The following is a 20022-nucleotide window of genomic DNA, read 5'->3' as shown; positions in this document are numbered from 1 at the left end:
TCCTAAAATTAAATTATGAAATTAAAAATCACATTATTGTTTATCGCTTTTATAAGCACAATTTCTTTTGCTCAAACCAAAGTTGGATCTATAGATAGCGATTACATTATTAGCCTTATGCCAGAGAATAAAGTTATCTTAAAAATGGCTCAAAAATATGGTGCAAAACTAGATTCTTCTTTTACTGTGAAAGTCGAAGATTTTAGAGCGAGATTAAAAGATTACCAAGCCAAAGAAAAAGAAATGGGCGATTTAGAAAAAAAGACTATTCAAAAAGAATTGGCATCTTTAGAACAAGACATTAACCAATATCAAAAAAATGGTAACACATTAATGGGCTTAAAAAGAGACGAATTAATGCGTCCGCTCTACAAAAAACTTTCTAATGTTATTGCAGAAGTTTCTAAAGCAAATGGTTATACTCAAATTCTTACAACTACCGGAAATCAATTTGCTTACTTAGATCCTAAATTTGATATTACAGATTTAGTCATTAAAAAATTAGGAATTACAGTTCCTAAACCAACTAAACAATAAGAAATAGATAAATAAAAAGCCTCATAATTATTCATTATGAGGCTTTTTTTATAATCAGAATATAATATTACTCATACTGCTTCATTTCTTCATCATAAAACATACCTGCTTTATCCATTAAATCTGCTAATTCTGTAGCAATATCTTCTTCATTTTCTCCTGTTAAATCTTCAAACCACTCAATTTCATCATCTTTTAAATTAATTATAAAACGTGGGAATTCTGTGTGCAACACAAATATATCTTCTGGTGCGTTGCTATTATCTGCAAGTAAAAACTTTGGTAAATCCATTATTTATTTTTTAATATTTTAAAACTTATCTATCAATGTTACTTTAAATTTAAGCAACAATTATTTTTTCATCTTTCTCTTTAATCAACTTTAAAGTTAAGGAATTAAACCTTATAAATAGTAAAACAGATGCTGTTGTTAAACCTGCCAACAAACCTAACCAAATACCAAAACTACCGTACATGCTTTCTTGCCCTAAATAATAAGAAACCGGAAAACCAACAACCCAATAAGAAATAAAGGTTAAAACCGTTGGTATTTTCACATCTTGCAATCCTCTTAAAGCTCCTAAAACAACAACTTGTATACTATCTGATATTTGAAAAAATGCCGCCGCCAATAATAAATTTGCTGCAATAGATAGTACTTCTTTATTATCTACATAATTTGCTGTATCGCTTAAATCTACATATAAATTTGGTAAACTTTTATGAAAAATAAAGAATAATAGCGCGAAGAATGTGGCTAGCAAAACTCCTAATAAAAATATAGAGAAAGCTATTCTGCGCAACTCTCTGTAATTTTTTAATCCTTTCTGATTACCAACTCTAATCATAGAAGCCACACTTAACCCCATGGCAACCATAAATGTCATAGAAGATAAGTTTAATGCTATTTGGTTTGCTGCTTGCGGATTTTTACCCAACAAACCACTTAACCAAATGGCAGCAGTAAAAATTGCTACTTCAAAAAACATTTGCATTGCACTTAAAGAACCTAAGTTTATAATCTTTTTAATCATTAAAAAGTCTAAAACAAAAAACTGAATATTTTTTACAATTCTTTTAGATCTTTCTTTAAAACGTAAAAGAAGCCATAAATAAATAACCATTATTATTCTTGAAGCTAAAGTACCATAAGCAGCGCCAACAATTCCCATTTCTGGAAAACCAAACTTACCAAATATTAGTAGATAGTTTAAAAGAACATTTACAATATTTGCTAATAAAGTAGCGTACATTGGATATCTTGTCATCGACATACCATCACTAAATTGTTTAATTGCCTGAAAAATTATTAACGGAATTAGTGAAAAAGCTACCAAATCTAAATACGGTATTGCCAATGCAACAACTTCTTCGGGTTGTTTCATTAAATACATAAATGGCTTAGAAAAATAGACTAATAAAAACAATAAAATGCCTAAAGTAGTGCATAAAAACAAACCATGTTTATAGGTAGATCTTGCTTGTTTTAAGTTGTTAGAAGAATCTGCTTCTGCAATTAATGGTGTTATGGCTGTAGAAAAACCAATACCAATAGACATTGCAATAAACATAAAACTATTACCCAAAGAAACCGCAGCTAACTCTGCTGTACCTAATTGACCAACCATAATGTTGTCTATAAAACTAACAAATGTATGCCCAAGCATACCTAACATAACTGGTGCTGCTAGTTTTAGGTTGTAATTAAATTCTGAAGTGTATTGAGATAGATTCAACTTTCTTTGTTTTTCGGACAACAAAAGTACAATTAGTTCATAAATTATATAAATGTGCGAACAGAAGTTATACACAAAAAAAAGCTACCTTAAAGAGGTAGCTTTTTTATTTAAGAGTTATTTTTTAATTACATTTTGGCTTTAGGCAATAATACGGCATCAATCACATGTATTACTCCGTTAGATTGGTTTACATCTGCAATTGTAACTTTTGCTTTTCCTCCATTTTCATCAGAAATATAAACATTTTTTCCTTTCATCCAAGCAGTAATTTCTGCACCACTTACTGTTTTAATTACAGCTTTACCATTTCCTTTTTTAATAAGGTTTATAATTTCTGTTGCACTCCAGTTACCAGCAACAACATGATATTTTAAAACAGCCTGTAATTTCATTTTGTTTTCTGCCATTAACAAAGCATCTACAGTTCCTTTTGGTAACATACCAAAAGCTTTGTTTGTTGGTGCAAAAACTGTAAACGGACCATCGCTAGATAAAACACTAACTAAATCTGCAGCTTTAACAGCAGCAACTAATGTTGTATGGTCTTTAGAATTAACAGCATTTTCTACAATATTTTTTGACGGATACATTGCTGCACCACCAACCATTTTCGTCTTTTGCGCCATAAAAGATTGACCTAAAAACATTGCTAACATAAATACTGAGGCTTTGATAAAATTTAATTTTTTCATAATTTGTAAATTGAGTTATTAATTTTTTGTTCTCAAAAACACTTACGATATTCATTTACTTTTGGTTTTGTTAAAAAAATCCCAAAACAAATATTTCTTAGGTTTCCATCTATATAATTACTCGAATAATTTAATTATTATTACTTTTGATTTCTAATTAAAAAAACAAATAATGGCAGATATAACTTTAAAAGGAAACGCAATAAATACAATAGGAAATTTACCAAAAATTGGTTCTAAAGCTTCTAATTTTTCTTTAAAAACTGTAGATTTATCAGAAAAAACGTTAGAAGATTTTAAAGGTAAAAAAGTAGTTCTTAATATTTTTCCTTCTATAGACACTGGTACTTGTGCTACTTCTGTAAGAGAATTCAATAAAAAAGCATCAGAATTAGAAAACACTGTTGTTTTATGTATTTCTAAAGATTTACCATTTGCGCAAGCTCGCTTTTGTGGTGCAGAAGGTATTGATAATGTTGTTATGTTATCTGACTTTGCAAACGGTAGTTTTGGTAAAGATTATGAACTTGATATTGCCAATGGACCTTTAGCTAACTTACACTCTAGAGCAGTTGTAATTTTAGATGAAGAAGGTAAAGTTATTTATACTGAACAAGTTTCTGAAATAGCAGATGAACCTAATTATGAAGCTGCATTAAAAGCAATATAATTTAATGAAAAACCCAAACGACGGCTTTGTTAAAGGTAGATTACGCAGTTTAAAATTTGCTTTTAGAGGTACTTGGTTGCTTATTACAACAGAAGATAGTATTAAGGCGCAAATTGCAATCGCAATAATTGCAACTATTTTAGGCTTTTATTTTAACATCTCTAATATAGAATGGATGTTTCAATTTATGGTAATAGGAATGGTTTTAGTTGCAGAATCTTTAAATACCGCTGTAGAAAAAATTGCAGATTTTATTCATCCAGATTTTCATGTTAAAATCGGATTTATAAAAGATATTGCTGCTGGAGCACCTACTTTTGCAGCTATAATATCTTTAATTATTTCTGGGTTCATTTATATTCCAAAAATCATTTTACTATTTTAGCATAACTCACTTATAATAATTCATTTACTTAATGGCTAAAAGAAAACCTAGCGTAAAAAAAAACACAAAAACATTAGAAAATAAACCTCCTTTTTTTGCTTTTTTAAAAACAAAACAGGCACAAACAATTTTTGGTTTTTTTTTAATATCGTTTTCTGTTTTTTTATGCATTGCTTTTATATCATTCTTTTTTAATTGGCAAGAAGACCAAAGCACATTAGATCAATTAACAAATAGAGCAGTAAAAAGCAGTAATTTATTAGGTAAAATTGGCGCAAATTTAAGTCACTTTTTTATATACAAAGGCTTCGGAATTGCTTCTTTTATAATCGCAATTCAGTTATTTTTAACCGGTTTAGATGTATTGTTTAAAAGAAAATTTTCTAAAATAATTCTTGCTTGGAACTGGAGCTTAGTTGCGATGGTTTTAATATCGATTTCACTTGGTTTTCTGCATGTAAAGTTTGCACTATTATCTGGTATTGTTGGTTTTGAAATCAACCAATATTTACAAGATTTTATTGGTAAAACTGGTTTAGCAATTGCATTAATCTTTCTATTTGCTGCTTATATAGTAGTTCGATACAAGGTTACTTTTGACATTTTTATTGAAAAGTTAAAACAAAAAAGGGCTAAAGAACAAGAAGAATCTTTAATTGTTGATGAAAACATTTCTAATGCAATAGAAGATGAAAAGACTATTGAAAAGGAAAAAACAAATGAAGTTGTAAAGAAAACGGTCGAAGAAACATCCGAAGATAAAGAAAAATCTAATTTCGAAAAGTCTGTAATCGATTTAAAACCTACAATTTCTAAACATTCTGATGTTGAAACAAAAAAAGAAGAGTTAACTTTAACTGTTGCGCATGAACCAGAAGCAAATATTGAAGAAACTGTAGAAGATTTAAACGACGTAGGCATCGATGTTGCTATTGGTAGAGAAGAAGAATCTTCGACTCAGAATTTATCTGATAAATTAGTAAAAGATTTTGGTGAATTTGACCCAACCTTAGAACTTGCAAATTTTAAGTTTCCTACTTTTAATTTATTAAAACAATATAACGAAACAATATCTATAGATCCGGAAGAATTAGAAGCTAATAAAGACCGAATTGTAGAAACTTTAAAAAATTATAAAATTGGTATTGCAGAAATTAAAGCAACTGTAGGACCAACAATTACCTTATATGAAATTGTACCAGAGGCTGGAATTAGAATTTCTAAAATTAAAAATTTAGAAGACGATATTGCACTTTCTTTGTCTGCTTTAGGTATTCGTATTATTGCCCCGATTCCTGGAAAAGGTACAATTGGTATCGAAGTACCAAATAAAAAATCTACAATAGTTTCTATGCATTCTGTAATTTCATCAAAGAAATTTCAAGAATCGCCAATGGAATTGCCAATTGCCTTAGGTAAAACCATTTCTAATGAAACATTTGTAGTCGATCTTGCAAAGATGCCACACTTATTAATGGCGGGAGCAACAGGACAAGGTAAATCTGTAGGTTTAAATGCTGTTTTAACTTCTTTACTTTATAAAAAACATCCGGCAGAAGTAAAATTTATTCTAGTTGACCCTAAAAAGGTAGAATTAACGCTTTTTAATAAAATTGAAAGACATTATTTAGCAAAATTACCAGACGTAGAAGAAGCCATTATTACTGATACGACAAAAGTTGTGCATACTTTAAATTCTTTATGTATCGAAATGGATAATCGTTACGATTTGCTAAAAGCTGCAATGGTTAGAAATATTAAAGAGTACAATGCTAAATTTAAAGCTCGAAAACTAAATCCTAACGACGGACATCAATTTTTACCCTATATTGTTTTAGTTATTGATGAATTTGCAGATTTAATTATGACTGCTGGTAAAGAAGTAGAAACACCAATTGCGCGTTTGGCACAACTTGCTAGAGCTATTGGTATTCATTTAATTGTTGCAACACAAAGACCTTCTGTAAACGTAATTACAGGTATTATAAAAGCCAATTTCCCGGCAAGAATTGCTTTTAGAGTAACATCAAAAATAGATTCTAGAACAATTTTAGATGCTGGTGGTGCAGATCAATTAATTGGTAGAGGAGATTTATTATACACCGCTGGTAATGATATCAATAGAATACAATGTGCTTTTGTAGACACACCAGAAGTAGAAAAAATTACCGATTTTATTGGTTCTCAAAAAGCGTATTCAGAAGCATTTTTACTGCCAGAATATGTTGATGATGAAAGTGGCACAACTGTTGATATAGACATTGCAGACAGAGATAAACTGTTTAGAGATGCCGCAGAAATTATTGTTACAGCACAACAAGGTTCTGCCTCTCTACTACAAAGAAAGTTAAAGCTTGGTTACAATAGAGCTGGTAGATTAATAGATCAATTAGAAGCGGCAGGAATTGTAGGTGGTTTTGAAGGTAGTAAGGCCAGACAAGTTTTAGTACCAGATTTTGTAGCACTAGATCAATTATTAGAAAACGAAAAAAAAGTATAATCTCATAGAAGAGTTTACAATTATTAAATTATGAAGAAATTAGGAATCTTATTTTTAAGTCTTTTTATTACAACTATTACATTTGCTCAAAACGATGCAAAAGCAAAATCTTTATTAGATGAAGTTTCTACTAAAATGGGTGCATATAAAAATATGTACATTGGTTTTAGCCAAACGTTAAGTAATGAAGATGCCGGAATTAAAGAAGGAGATGAACCACCTATTAGAGGTGAAATTAATTTACAAGGAGAAAAATATAGCTTAAATTATTTAGGCAATCAGTTTATATATGATGGTAAAAAATTATATGTAATCAATCATGAAGAAAAAGAAATTTCGATTTCTGATAGCGATTTAAGTGGAGATGACGGCTTTATTTATCCTTCTAAACTATTAACTTTTTATAAAGAAGGTTACAATTTACAATGGGGTAAATTACAAAACATTAAAGGTAGAAAAATACAATTTGTTACTTTAAACCCTATAGATAGTGCTTCAGAAATTGTAAAAGTAGAGTTGGGTATCGATGCTAAAACAAAGCACATTTACAAGCTTATTCAAACAGGAGCAAATACTTCTAAAACAACTTTTACAATCACAAAATTTAGAAAAAACGAAGAATTATCTAAAAACTTCTTTTCTTTTAACAAAGCAAAGTTTTTAAGTAAAAACTACACAATAGACTAATTTTATCGATTAATACAAAATTAGTAGCATATTTATATTTAAGAAACTACTTTTGCTACAATGAAAATTTTAGATAAATACATCTTAAAAACCTTTCTAAAACCTTTTGCTGCAACATTTTTAATTGTATTGTTTGTCTTAGTAATGCAATTATTATGGCAAACTTTCGAAAACATTGCAGGTAAAGGTATTAGTGTTGTGTTTATTTTAAAGTTTTTATACTATACATCATTAAGTATTGTGCCACAGGCATTGCCAATAGCAGTTTTACTTTCTTCAATTATGGCTTTGGGTAGTTTAGGTGAAAACTACGAGTTTGCCGCTGCTAAATCAGCAGGAATTTCTTTACAAAGATTGGTTAGACCTTTGGTGTTTTTAACACTAATATTAAGTGGTGTTAACTTCTTGTTTTTAAATAATATTTTTCCTTATGCTATTTTAAAACAACAAAATTTATATTACAATATAAAAAAGAAAAAACCCGCACTTGCTTTAGTTCCGGGAAGTTTTAATAGCGATTTACCAAATTATCAAATTAAGTTTGAAGAAAAATATGGTGAAGAAAAAAATCTCTTAAAAAAAGTTTTAATTTATGATTTAAGTTCTAGACAAGGCAATCAAAAAGTAATTACTGCAGAAAGAGGTAAAATTATTTCTGAAGAAGGTTCTAGATACATGACTTTTATATTGTACGATGGTTATTACTATGAAGACCATACCAAGTCTCAAAGATCACCAGATAAAAAAGCAAAAATGCCTGCTTCTCAAGCAACATTCAAAGAATATGAATTCAATATTGATATTTCTGATTTAGTTGGTGACGGACAATTAGATGAACAAAGGTTTAAGAATAGCTTTAAAATGCTAAAATTAAACCAATTACAAGACACCATACCTGTTATTAAAGATTCTTATAACACAATTCTTTCGTTAAGAGCCAAAAGTATTGCAACAATTTCTAAATCTAAAGAACTTTATAAATATTCCGATACACTAAAAATTAAATACTTAGATTCAACAAAAATATTAAACAACTTTTCACTTAAAGATAAAATAGGTATTTTAAATGGTGCAAAAACTAAAATGAATAGTGCCTTAACCAATGTGAAAAATAATATGACGACCATCAAAAGGAAAAGAAAAACACTTAACTTTTTTGATTCTGAATATTACGGTAGAATTGCATTATCTTTTTCTTGTTTAATTTTATTTTTTATTGGTGCACCACTTGGTTCAATTATTAGAAAAGGTGGTTTTGGTTTACCCATGATTTTAGCCATTTCTATTTATGTATTGTATTTCTTTGGTAACACTTTTGGTAAAAACTTAGCAGAAGAAAGCTCTATATCTTCTTTATTAGGTTCTTGGGTTTCTGCAATGATAATGGTTCCTTTTGGTATCTTATTAACCAGAAGAGCAACCAAAGATAAAGGCTTGTTTAATGTAGATGCAATTACACAACCTATTAAAAATTTCTTTTTAAAATTTAAGTCTAAAAAAGACAACTAAAATAAATATGACTTCAATATCAAATAAAAATAACACACAACTAGATAGTATTGCAGCGGCAATAGAAGATGTAAGAAACGGTAATGTTATTATAGTTGTAGATGACGAAAACAGAGAAAATGAAGGTGATTTTTTAGCAGCCGCAGAAAAAGCAACTCCAGAAATGATTAATTTTATGGCTACGCATGGTCGTGGGTTAATCTGTGCTCCTTTAACAGAAAAAAGATGTAAAGAGTTAGAATTGGGAATGATGGTGAATAATAACACAGACCCAATGGAAACAGCTTTTACAGTTTCTGTAGATTTAAGAGGAAAAGGAGTTACTACAGGTATTTCTGCATCTGATAGAGCTTTAACAATGCAAGCGTTGGTAGATAAAGAAACGAAACCTTTCGATTTAGCAAGACCCGGACATATTTTTCCGTTAAGAGCAAAAGAAGGTGGAGTTTTAAGAAGAACTGGGCACACAGAAGCGGCAATAGATTTTGCGCGTTTAGCCGGTTTAGAACCTGCAGGTGTTATTGTAGAAATCATGAACGAGGATGGTACAATGGCACGTTTGCCTCAATTATTAGAAGTTGCCAAAAAGTTTGACATCAAAATTGTTTCTATCGAAGATTTAGTTGCTTACAGAATGGAGCACGATTCTTTAATCGAAAAGAAAGAAGATTTTGATATTATAACGCGTTTTGGTGAATTTAGATTAAGAGCTTATGAACAAACAACTAATAATCAAATTCATATTGCATTAACAAAGGGTTCTTGGTCTAAAGAAGAAGGTGTTTTAACTAGAGTAAATTCTACCTTAGTTAATAACGATATTTTAGGTACATTAACTAATAATGCAGATAAGAAATTAGACCAAATGTTTCAAGTGATTAATGATGAAGGAAAAGGTGCAATCCTTTTTGTGAATCAACAAAATCAATCGCAAAACTTGTTAACTCGATTAAAAATATTAAAAGAAAATCAAGAACATGGCGAAATAAAAGCACCAGACATTAAATTAGATAATAAAGATTTCGGAATTGGTGCACAGATTTTACATGATCTAAATATTAGTAAATTAAAATTAATAACCAATTCGCAACAAACAAAAAGAGTTGGTATGATTGGTTATGGTTTAGAAATTGTAGATTATGTAACCTATTAATCTATGCTTTGGATATCTTTATTAATTATCATTTTAATGATTTTGAAATTCTTTAATAAAAGTAAACCTAGCAATTGTAAAAGAAAATCTTTTTATTTTAAAAGAAAACTATAGAAATAAAAAAACTCCCAATTAATGGGAGTTTTTTTATGTTTGATACTATCTAATTTTTAAATAACTACTTCTACTCCACTTTCCAATTCTATTGTAGCATTATCTTTGGTAAATAACCTTGCTGTATGCGCACCTTTTAAAATAATTTCATCATTTTTAACTGCTAACCAACTACCTTCTCTTAACCCTAAAACAGGCGTATTATTAAAAACATGAAACTCTTTTATTCTTGTTTCTCTTGTTTCTCCCATGTGCGTAGAACCTTCTTCTGGATCTAAATAATGTGCGTTTATGTTAAAAGGAATACAACCTAAAGTTTTAAAACTTGGCGGATACACAATTGGCATATCATTGGTGTTTTTCATGTTAACACCACATATATTACTACCGGCACTTGTACCTAAATAAGGCGTTCCGTTTTCTAATACCGCTTTTAAAGTTTGTAAAATATCATGTTTGTAAATTTGATTTACCAACTCAAACGTATTTCCACCTCCGGTAAAAATTCCTTCAGCATTTTGTATAGCTTCTTTTTTATTTTCGAACTCATGCAACCCTTTTACAGTAATATTAATGGTAGCAAATGCTTTATTTGCTATTGCAGTATAGGCGTCATATGTGATTCCGCCTGGTCTTGCAAAAGGTATAAAAACGATGGTTTTTACATTTTTAAAATGCGTTTTTAATGTTGGTAATAAATATTCTAAATACGTACTACCAAAAACTGTAGAAGTACTTGCTATAATCATGTTTTTCATACATCAAAAATAATAAAATTGTACTAGAATTTAGGTTTAACAAAAAATTACAATTGCATTAATACAATTTTAAGACGATTACTAATTTTCTTTGTAGCATGAGAAATTGTATCCTTTTCATTCTTCTTATTACTTTTATCAGCAAAACTTATACACAAAGTAATCGATTAGAAATTGCCGGAATTGTAAGCTTAGATAGCTTACCAATTAAAGATGTACATATTATAAATTTAAATACCAATATTGGTACTATTTCTAATGATTTAGGCGAATTTATTATTCCTGTAAAATTAGGCGATAGCTTATCTTTTTCTCATATCAATTTAAAAAATAGCGTAATTAACATCACAAAAAAGGATTTAAAAAGTTTAAAAATAGACATCAATTTAACACAGCAAATTGTTAGTTTAGAAGAATTTACTTTAGAAAAACCACGTAGTATTTTCGAGCAAGACAAAGATATTTTTGTGTACAAAGGTCCGGTAATAAATGCAGCAACATTAAATTTACCATATGCCAATACTGTTGCAAAAGAAGACAACGCTATTTTTAAATTTAGTAGTGGTGGCGTTGTAAATTTAGATAATTTAATAAATGCTTTAAATGGCAATAATCGAAGTGCTAAGCTTTTAAAGAAAATTCAATTAGAAGATAGCAGATTGTCTTCTATTAGAAAGTATTTTTCTGATGATTTTTTTATAACAGATTTGCAGATTAAAGAAGAACAAATTAACCCTTTTTTAAATTATTGTATTCAGCAAAATATTATTTATCATTTTAATAAAAAGGAAAATTTAAAAGTAATGGCAATACTTTTAAAGCAAAGTAAATCTTTTCCTTTAAAAGAGGCTTCTAATATTAAAGTGACTCTAAAAAAGGATTAATTTTAACATGCTTTTACAATTGCTTTAATAGATTTTTAAGACTGGTTTCTACTTACTTTGTAGAAAATCAACCACATGCCTAAAAAATTACTTTACGTTTTTATTTTAATTCCTCTATCAATTTACTCACAAAAACAAGCTTCCATATTTAAAGGTAAAACTATTGATTCTACTGCCGCAGTAAAAGATGTACACATTATCAATTTAAATACTAAAGCAGGAACATTCTCTCTAGAAAACGGAAAATTTCAAATAAAAGCTAAAGTTAACGACACTTTACAATTGAGTTCTATAGGTTATCAAACAAAAAAAATGATTGTAAAAGCCTACCATTTTATAGAAAAAGAAAATTTAATTGAAGTAAAAGAAGCTATTTATAATTTAGATGAAATTGTATATAAAAGAACCAATTTAACAGGTTTTCTAACAGCAGATATTAAACAAACTCCTAAAAAGAATTATAAAGAAAAAGCCGTTGACGATTTATTGATAGGTATTAGAAATTTAGATTTAAAAGAAATTGCAAATATGAAAGTAGGTTTGGGTGAAGCTCATTTAATAAAACCAACTAAGGTAAGATTGCCAAATACTTTTGAAGGTGTTGGTTTCTCTTTTGGTGTTGGTAATTCTAACAAGAAAAAGAAAAATTTTAGTGATGTACTAGATGAAGAAGATAAAATAGTAAAGAAAATATACAACCTATTGGGTGAGGATTTTTTTAATAATGATTTAAATATTAAAAAAGAACAACATATTCTTTTTATAAATTATTGTTTAAACAAAAATATTATAACAGTTTATAAAAATAATAATGTGCTAAAATTAATAGAAATATTAAAAAAAGAGCGCGTTAATTTCACCAAACAATAGTATCTTTTAACAGAAGTTTATAAAAATAAACAGTAATTTTAATCAATGTAATTCCGTAATTTGTATACATCTAACTCAATTAAATGGCAAAAAAAATACTTTTCCTCTTTTTATGCTTTACTAGTTTCTTCAATTTTGCTCAAGATAGAAGAACAATAATAAACGGAAAAGTTACCGATTCTTTAAAGTTGGTAAAAAATGCCAATATTATCAATCTTACAACAAATCAAGGTACTTTTTCTGCAGATGATGGTACTTTTAGACTATTTGTAAAACAAGGAGACTCTGTAAGAGTTTCATCTATACAACACATTACCAAAATAATTACTATTACAGAGCAAATTATTAACACAAAAAAAATGGCTGTTAAATTAGCTTACAATACAGTAGTTTTAGATACATTTGAGCTTAAAAGACATAATCTACTTGGCAGTTTAGAGGCCGACTCTAAATCTGTTCCAGTAGATAAAAAAGAAAAAGCACTAAAAAGTATTTTAGATTTTTCTGATATAGATATGTCTATTGAAGCACCAGATGATCTTATAGATAAAATGAAGCCCAATTTGGTTACCACAGACCCAACTGAAAGATTTGCCGGTGCGGGTGCTGGTTTTAGCATGCCTTTTAAAGATTCTGAACGTTTATGGGCATTGCGAAAAAAGTTAGCGAGACAAAAAGCTTTTCCGTACAAAATATTATCAGAGTTAGGTGATAAATTCTTTTTTGATGAATTAAAAATTCCTGTAGACCGTTATTTTCATTTTCTAGAATATTGCAATCCGTTAGGTATCGAAGATTTACACAAAGAAAAAAAAATCTTAGAACTAATTAAAATTTTACAATCTGAAAGTAAATCTTACCTATTAATTATAAAAAAAGAGTAATTTGGCTCAGTAATTGTTTTTAATATCATATGAAATTTAAAAAATATATTTTATTCCTGTTCGTAATAACCCTAAGTTCTTTTTCTGTACACAAATATTATTTGAGCTTAACTCAAATAAAATACAACGAAGAAGGTAAATCTGTACAGGTAATTATAAATGTTTTTATGGATGATATTGAAACTGCTTTAAATAAAGACAACAATATCGATTTACAGCTTACCACCAAGAAAGAACTAAAAGATAACGATATTTATTTTGAAAACTACTTAAAAGATAAATTGCATTTTAAAATTAATAACAACGCTAAAAACTTTAATTATATTGGCAAAGAATACGAAGGCGATTTGGTTTTTTTCTATTTAGAAATAGAAGATGTAAACGCTGTTTCTTCTATAGAAATTAGCAACAAAATACTAATGAAACACTTTCCAGAACAACAAAACTTAATAAAGTCTAAAGTTGGTAAAAAAAATAAAAGCGTTTTATTAGAAAAAGATAATTACACAGAAATACTAACATATTAACTATTATTAATCAATTCAAATTTCAAATTATGAGAAAAATAGGGCTACTAATCCTTTCTTTAGTATTTGTAATTGGCGCAACTTTTGCACAAGATTCTGTAACAAAAGAAGGTCACACAAATCAAAACAAATTTAGACAGTTAAAAGAAATTTTACCAACTCCTAATTTACAAAGAACTGCTTCTGGTGCACCAGGAATAAAATATACGCAGCAAAAAGTAGATTACAATATGGATATTGTTTTAGATGATGAAAACGCAAGAATTTATGGTGAAGAAACAATTACATATCACAACAATTCTGATGATACGTTGCAATATTTATGGGTACAATTAGACCAAAATATGCGTGCTGCAGATTCTAAAACTCCAGATATTCAATCAAGTAGAATTCCGAGTAAAACTTCAACAGCAAGATTTAATAAATCTTATGTCGATGCACCTTTTGATGGTGGTTTTAAAATTGAACACGTTAAAAATATAGATAATAGTAATTTATCTTATACGATTAACCAAACAATGATGCGTATCAATTTAGCGCAACCACTGGCTTCCGGAGAAAAGTTTCAGTTTAAAATAAAATGGTGGTACAACATCAACAACCACAGAACAGATGGTGGTAGATCTGGTTACGAACATTTTAAAGAAAACGGTAATAATAATTATGTGATTGCACAGTTTTACCCAAGAATGTGTGTGTATGATAATGTAGAAGGATGGCAAAACGACCAATTTTGGGGAAGAAGTGAATTTGCTTTAGAATTTGGAGATTTTACAGTAAACATTACTACGCCAGACGACCATATGTTAGGGGCAACTGGTGTTTTAAAAAACCCAGAAGATGTATTCTCTAAAAAAGAATTAAAAAGAATTGAAAAAGCTAGAAAAACTTTTGACAATCCTGTAGTTATTAGAACACAAGAAGAAGCAGAAAAAATTGAAAAAAAGAAGTCTAAAAAAACAAAGACTTGGAAATTTTATGCTGAAAACGTAAGAGATTACGCATTTGCAACTTCAAGAAAATTTATTTTTGATGCAATGGCTGTAAATATTAATGGTAAAACCGTAATGGCAGAATCTTTATATTCTAAAGAAGCAAATCCGTTATATGGCGATCATTCTACCAGAGCAGTTGCACAAACTTTAAAAACGTATTCTAGATATACTTTTGATTATCCTTATCACAAGGCAATTTCTGTAGACGGCCAAATGGGAATGGAATATCCACAAATTTGTTTCAATCCAGGAAGACCAAATCCTGATGGAACGTATTCTGATAGAGTAAAATATAGAATGATTAAAGTTACCATTCACGAAGTTGGACATAACTTTTTTCCTATGATTGTAAATTCTGATGAAAGACAATGGACTTGGATGGACGAAGGTTTAAATTCTTACATGGAAATGCTAGCAGAATTAGACTACGATAAAGATTTTCCTATTACAAGAGGTTATCCTAAAAACATTGTTCGTTATATGGCAGGTGACCAATCTAGAATTGCACCAATAATGTCTAAAGGAGATAATGTATACAGTTTTGGTAACAATGCTTATGGTAAACCAGCAACTGCTTTATGGATTTTAAGAGAAACAATTATGGGTAAAGAATTATTTGACCATGCTTTTAAAACCTATGCTAAAAGATGGAAATTTAAGCACCCAACTCCTGCAGATTTCTTTAGAACAATGGAAGACGCATCTGGTGTAGACTTAGATTGGTTCTGGAGAGGATGGTTTTATACTACAGATGTTACCGATATAGGAATAAAAGAAGTGAAAAAGTTTTATGCAGAAGATGCTAATGAAAATACTATAAATTTTATTCAAGATAAAAGCGCTGGTTTAACTATTAAAAAACCAAAATCTGCGAAACAAAAGTATTTTTATGAAGTTACCTATAACAAACCAGGTGGTTTAGTAATGCCAATTATAATAGAATTGACTTATGCTGATGGTACTAAAGAAAAGAAAACATATCCTGCCCAAATTTGGAGATATAATGACAAGGAAGTAACAAAAGCGATTCATTCAGACAAGCAAATTACTAAGATTGTAATAGATCCAGATTTAGAAACGGCAGATGTAGATGTATCTAACAATACTTTTCCAAGAGAAAAGAAAGATCAATTTAGTAAGTTTAAAAAGAAAATGAAGAACTAATTTTTAAGTCTTTAACTACTACAAGCGGTGCAAATTAATATTTGCGCCGCTTTTTTTTATAAAGGTTTGTTAAAATTTTAACAATATTTAACAGAACTGCACTTATATGCTTAATTTAGACGTCATAATTAATTCAATTCAAACAAAATGAAAAAACTTTCTTTACTTATGTTTTCTCTTTTCTTTGTTAGTTTTGCAACGATAGCACAACAGAAAACAACAGAAAAAAAGAAAACTCAGCAAGGGCACACAGACGAAAACAAATTCAGACAAATGAAAGATGTTTTTGCTACGCCAAACGATCAACATACAGCATCTGGTGCTCCAGGGCATCAATACTCGCAACAAAAAGTAGATTATGTTATGGATATTCGTTTAGACGAAAATGCAAACAAAATCTATGGAGACGAAAACATTACCTACCACAACAATTCTAAAGACCATTTAGAATATTTATGGGTGCAGTTAGATCAAAATATGCGTGCAGATGATTCTAAAACACCGTTAGCAAAATCTAACAGTGCTGCTGCCTTTGTTACTCCAGACAATTTTATGAGTTCTTATATGGGAGAAAAGAAAGGTTTTGGATATAATATCACAAAAGTAGAAAGTAATGGTAAGCCATTATCTCATACAATTAATAGAACAATGATGCGAATTAATTTACCACAAGCATTGGCACCTGGTAAAACTTTCGAATTTAGAATTGAATGGAATTACTTAATCAACGATATTAATAAAGATGGTGGTAGATCTGGTTTAGAATCTTTTCCTGACGGAAATAAAAACTACACAATCGCACAGTTTTTTCCAAGATTAGCAGTTTATAATAACGTAGAAGGATGGCAAAACATGCAGTTTTGGGGTCGTTCTGAATTTGCTTTAGAATTTGGAGATTACGAGGTAAATTTAACTGTACCATCAGATCACATTGTAGAAGCTACAGGTTCTTTACAAAACGAAAAAGATGTTTTAACAAAAACACAACGTAAGCGTTTTGAAAAAGCTAGAAAAAGTTTTGACAAACCAGTTATAATTGTAACTCAAGAAGAAGCAGAAAAAAATGAAAAGGGACGTGCTACAGGCACTAAAACCTGGAAATTTAAAGCAAACAAAGTTCGTGACTTTGCGTTTGCTACTTCTAGAAAATATATTTGGGATGCAATGGCAGTTAACATAAATGGTAAAACTGTTATGGCAACTTCTTTATATCCTAAAGAAGGAAACCCATTATGGGAAGAACACTCTACAAGAGCTGTTGCAACAACTTTAATTGAATATTCTAAATTAACTTTCGATTATCCTTATCCAAAAGCTGTTTCTGTACACTCAGAAAGACAAGGAATGGAGTATCCAATGATCTGTTTTAACTTTGGTAGACCAAATGAAGACGGAACGTATTCGGACAGAACGAAAAAAGGAATGTTAGGTGTTATTATTCATGAAGTTGGTCACAACTTTTTCCCAATGATTGTTAATTCTGATGAAAGACAATGGACTTGGATGGATGAAGGTTTAAACTCTTTCGTAGAAATTTTAGCTGAAGATGTGTATGATCCAGAATTATTTGCATCTAATCCTGCAAAAAATATTACACGTTACATGGGCGGAGACCAAGCAAACATCTCTCCTATTATGTCTCAAGGAGATTATGTAAAGCAATTTGGTCCTAATGCATATTCTAAGCCAGCTGCTGGTTTATATATCTTAAGAAAAACAATTATGGGTCCAGAATTATTTGACCATGCATTTAGAACGTATTCTCAAAGATGGATGTTTAAACACCCAACTCCAGAAGATTTCTTTAGAACAATGCAAGACGCATCTGGTATGGATTTAGATTGGTTCTTTAGAGGATGGTTTTACACTACAGATGTTACAGACATAGGTATAAAAAGTGTTAAGCCTTTATATTTAACAGATAAGCCAAGTGAAAGAGTAACGAAGTTAAAAGAGCAATACAAGCAATATTTTGACAACTTAGGTGATTTAGTTTATATTACTGATAAAAAAGAAGATGCAAACGCAAATGCAATGAATAAATATGCAAATGGTAAAGAAGTTCCAGCATATATTTATTCTGTTGAATTCGAAAAGCCAGGTGGTTTAGTTATGCCAATTATAGTTGAATTAACGTATGCTGATGGTACTACAAAAAGAGAAACTTTTCCTGCACAAATTTGGATGCGTAGCGATACTACAGCGAAAAGAGTATTTTCTTCTACAAAAGAAATTACAAGTATTGTTGTAGATCCTGATTTTGAAACTGCTGATGTTGATACTTCTAACAACAGCTGGCCTAAAAAAGAAGGTAGTAAATTTGAAGACTTTAAAAAGAAACAAAAGAACTAAAACTTCTATTATTTGTACTTAGTTTTTAAGTACTATTTAAATTATAAGAAAATCCAGAGAAATTATTCTCTGGATTTTTTGTTTTTAAGAACCCTAAAATCTCTCTAAACACTTAAGTGTATCATCTTATTTTTTACGTAAACACTTAAAATTTATTTAAACAGGTTGTATATAATTAAACAAGGTTTAGCTTGATAGAAGAAATAAAAGTAAAAATTGAGTATGAAATATGTAAAAAGCCTTTTGAATGATTAGCAGTTATTTTATATGAGTGGAATATTTTTATTCAAAATCCAAAACTTTAAACAAAACTAATTATATTTAAACACTTAAAATAATTAATATAATCGAATTGGAAATTAGAGAAACACATAGAAATAAATACACTATTTCTACCGATAAGAAGAAATTAGATCTTTTGAGTATTCATAAATTTCTTGCAAACGAGACAGATTGGGCTAAAGGAATCCCAATTGAAACTTTAAAAACATCCATAGAAAACTCTTTAAACTTTGGAATTTATTATGAAAGAAAACAAATTGGTTTTGCTAGAATAATTTCAGATTTCTCAACTATTGCTTATCTAGGAGATGTTTATATTTTAGAAGAATATAGAGGAAAAGGGTTAAGTAAATGGTTAATGAGTGAAATAATGGAGCATCCAAATCTACAAGGATTGAGACGTTGGATTTTGTTAACCGATACGGCTGAATGGCTCTATAAAAAATTTGGATTTAATAAAATACCTAAACCTGAATTATATATGGAAAAACATAATCCTGCTGTATATAGCAGCCCTAAAACTAATGAGGTAAATTAGGTAATTTATTCTTAATTCATTAGCTTACCCCTATCCTGTCTAGAACTTGCCTTATTTATAATCACTCTTTTGTTTGCTTATAAAATGAGCGAGAAAAGATACGCTCTCCTTATAATTACTGAGCTAAATTAACCAATTATATTTTAAAATTCACTTTTCAAAAACTCATTACAAATGAAAAAACTTTTAGCATTACTAACTACTATTTAAAGTTTTTATAAAATAGGTATTATTTGACTGTAAAATTTCGAGATACAGAATTTTCAATATTACCATTTAAATCAATCGCAGTAAATACCAAACTGTAAGTTCCTATTTCTGTTGGTGTATAACTTGCAGAAATTACAAGTTCTGTTTGTGTATTTGTAACACTATTAACTGTTTTTTCAAAGACGATAGTTCCGATCTCATTTAAAACTGTCAGTTTTATTGATTCAATTTTTGTATCATCAACACCTAAGGCTTTTATAATTACTTTATCAGCTTCTGGCCAAGCACCACCCCAATACCCTACATAAGTTTGATTTACACTAGGACTTTCAATTAAAACTTTTGGTGCCGTCGTATCTATATCTACCTCTTCTGTGGTTGAACAACTTGTATTTATTACTGCAACTGTTAATAAAGTAATTAATTTTATAAAATTATTTTTCATTTGTTTGTTTTATACATTATTGTAAGAGTAAGAAATAGCCTATTTCTATATAAGTACCACTGCAAAACTATGTTATTTTGATTACATATATTATGTTGTTTATTATTAAATTGTTATCAAAAAGACC

Annotated in this window: 19 protein-coding genes; 14 read left to right on the top strand and 5 right to left on the bottom strand. The window is 29.2% G+C overall.

Translation table 11 applies throughout. The annotated features are described in order from the left end of the window. The first annotated feature begins 15 nt into the window (after positions 1-15). Positions 16-537: an OmpH family outer membrane protein gene (locus tag BXQ17_RS02575; protein ID WP_077809131.1), complete on the top strand. Its 522-nt coding sequence runs from the start codon at positions 16-18 to the stop codon at positions 535-537. 67 nt (positions 538-604) lie between these two features. Here BXQ17_RS02575 and BXQ17_RS02570 read toward each other — a convergent pair whose 3' ends face one another. The 3 genes from BXQ17_RS02570 to BXQ17_RS02560 all read right to left on the bottom strand — a co-directional run bounded on the left by BXQ17_RS02570 (position 605) and on the right by BXQ17_RS02560 (position 2968). Beyond that, entirely contained in the window at positions 605-829 is a 225-nt protein-coding gene (locus tag BXQ17_RS02570; protein WP_077809130.1) for a hypothetical protein, read from the bottom strand. 49 nt (positions 830-878) lie between these two features. Next, positions 879-2273, bottom strand: coding sequence for an MATE family efflux transporter (locus BXQ17_RS02565; protein ID WP_187661423.1), 1395 nt, complete (start codon positions 2271-2273; stop codon positions 879-881). A gap of 128 nt (positions 2274-2401) precedes the next feature. Further along, a complete protein-coding gene (locus BXQ17_RS02560) occupies positions 2402-2968 on the bottom strand; it encodes a fasciclin domain-containing protein (RefSeq protein ID WP_077809129.1) in 567 nt (188 codons plus the stop codon). A gap of 172 nt (positions 2969-3140) precedes the next feature. Between BXQ17_RS02560 and tpx the strand changes: the two genes are divergently transcribed. The 6 genes from tpx to ribB are packed head-to-tail and all read left to right on the top strand — an operon-like array spanning position 3141 to position 9872. Next, positions 3141-3638, top strand: coding sequence for a thiol peroxidase (tpx, locus tag BXQ17_RS02555; RefSeq protein WP_077809128.1), 498 nt, complete (start codon positions 3141-3143; stop codon positions 3636-3638). Between the two features lie 4 nt (positions 3639-3642). Next, positions 3643-4023 carry a diacylglycerol kinase family protein gene (locus tag BXQ17_RS02550; protein WP_077809127.1) on the top strand — a complete coding sequence of 127 codons (381 nt, stop codon included), beginning with the start codon at positions 3643-3645 and terminating at the stop codon, positions 4021-4023. Between the two features lie 31 nt (positions 4024-4054). Further along, a complete protein-coding gene (locus BXQ17_RS02545) occupies positions 4055-6523 on the top strand; it encodes a DNA translocase FtsK (RefSeq protein ID WP_077809126.1) in 2469 nt (822 codons plus the stop codon). A 30-nt stretch (positions 6524-6553) separates the two neighbouring features. After that, positions 6554-7210: an outer membrane lipoprotein carrier protein LolA gene (locus BXQ17_RS02540; protein WP_077809125.1), complete on the top strand. Its 657-nt coding sequence runs from the start codon at positions 6554-6556 to the stop codon at positions 7208-7210. Positions 7211-7270: 60 nt separating this feature from the next. Then, complete coding sequence (locus tag BXQ17_RS02535; protein ID WP_077809124.1) at positions 7271-8719, top strand: LptF/LptG family permease; 1449 nt, start codon at positions 7271-7273, stop codon at positions 8717-8719. 7 nt (positions 8720-8726) lie between these two features. Continuing rightward, positions 8727-9872: a 3,4-dihydroxy-2-butanone-4-phosphate synthase gene (ribB, locus tag BXQ17_RS02530; RefSeq protein ID WP_077809123.1), complete on the top strand. Its 1146-nt coding sequence runs from the start codon at positions 8727-8729 to the stop codon at positions 9870-9872. A 170-nt stretch (positions 9873-10042) separates the two neighbouring features. On the opposite strand, the gene pepE is transcribed toward ribB, so the two are convergent. Then, positions 10043-10744, bottom strand: a complete 702-nt coding sequence (pepE, locus tag BXQ17_RS02525) for a dipeptidase PepE (RefSeq protein WP_077809122.1) — start codon at positions 10742-10744, stop codon at positions 10043-10045. A gap of 98 nt (positions 10745-10842) precedes the next feature. Between pepE and BXQ17_RS02520 the strand changes: the two genes are divergently transcribed. The 7 genes from BXQ17_RS02520 to BXQ17_RS02490 all read left to right on the top strand — a co-directional run bounded on the left by BXQ17_RS02520 (position 10843) and on the right by BXQ17_RS02490 (position 19240). Then, the gene (locus BXQ17_RS02520) at positions 10843-11628 is read left to right on the top strand and encodes a hypothetical protein (protein ID WP_077809121.1); all 786 of its coding nucleotides are present in this window, start codon (positions 10843-10845) and stop codon (positions 11626-11628) included. A 75-nt stretch (positions 11629-11703) separates the two neighbouring features. Further along, on the top strand, positions 11704-12498 hold the full coding sequence (locus BXQ17_RS02515; protein ID WP_077809120.1) for a carboxypeptidase-like regulatory domain-containing protein: 795 nt from the start codon (positions 11704-11706) through the stop codon (positions 12496-12498). Between the two features lie 83 nt (positions 12499-12581). Next, complete coding sequence (locus BXQ17_RS02510; protein WP_077809119.1) at positions 12582-13382, top strand: hypothetical protein; 801 nt, start codon at positions 12582-12584, stop codon at positions 13380-13382. Between the two features lie 101 nt (positions 13383-13483). Beyond that, positions 13484-13909: a DUF6702 family protein gene (locus BXQ17_RS02505; protein ID WP_254712400.1), complete on the top strand. Its 426-nt coding sequence runs from the start codon at positions 13484-13486 to the stop codon at positions 13907-13909. Positions 13910-13938: 29 nt separating this feature from the next. After that, positions 13939-16068: a M1 family metallopeptidase gene (locus BXQ17_RS02500; RefSeq protein WP_077809117.1), complete on the top strand. Its 2130-nt coding sequence runs from the start codon at positions 13939-13941 to the stop codon at positions 16066-16068. A gap of 147 nt (positions 16069-16215) precedes the next feature. Next, positions 16216-18420 carry a M1 family metallopeptidase gene (locus BXQ17_RS02495; protein WP_077809116.1) on the top strand — a complete coding sequence of 735 codons (2205 nt, stop codon included), beginning with the start codon at positions 16216-16218 and terminating at the stop codon, positions 18418-18420. 352 nt (positions 18421-18772) lie between these two features. Further along, complete coding sequence (locus BXQ17_RS02490) at positions 18773-19240, top strand: GNAT family N-acetyltransferase (protein WP_077809115.1); 468 nt, start codon at positions 18773-18775, stop codon at positions 19238-19240. A 229-nt stretch (positions 19241-19469) separates the two neighbouring features. Here BXQ17_RS02490 and BXQ17_RS02485 read toward each other — a convergent pair whose 3' ends face one another. Further along, positions 19470-19895 (bottom strand): hypothetical protein, encoded by a 426-nt coding sequence (locus BXQ17_RS02485; RefSeq protein ID WP_077809114.1) that lies wholly within the window; start codon positions 19893-19895, stop codon positions 19470-19472. Between the last annotated feature and the right edge of the window lie 127 nt (positions 19896-20022).

The sequence above is a fragment of the Polaribacter sp. BM10 genome (assembly GCF_002005425.1).
Classification (GTDB): Bacteria; Bacteroidota; Bacteroidia; order Flavobacteriales; family Flavobacteriaceae; genus Polaribacter; species Polaribacter marinaquae.
Note: the sequence above shows the minus strand (reverse complement) of the source record. Positions and strands in the feature narration are given on the sequence as shown.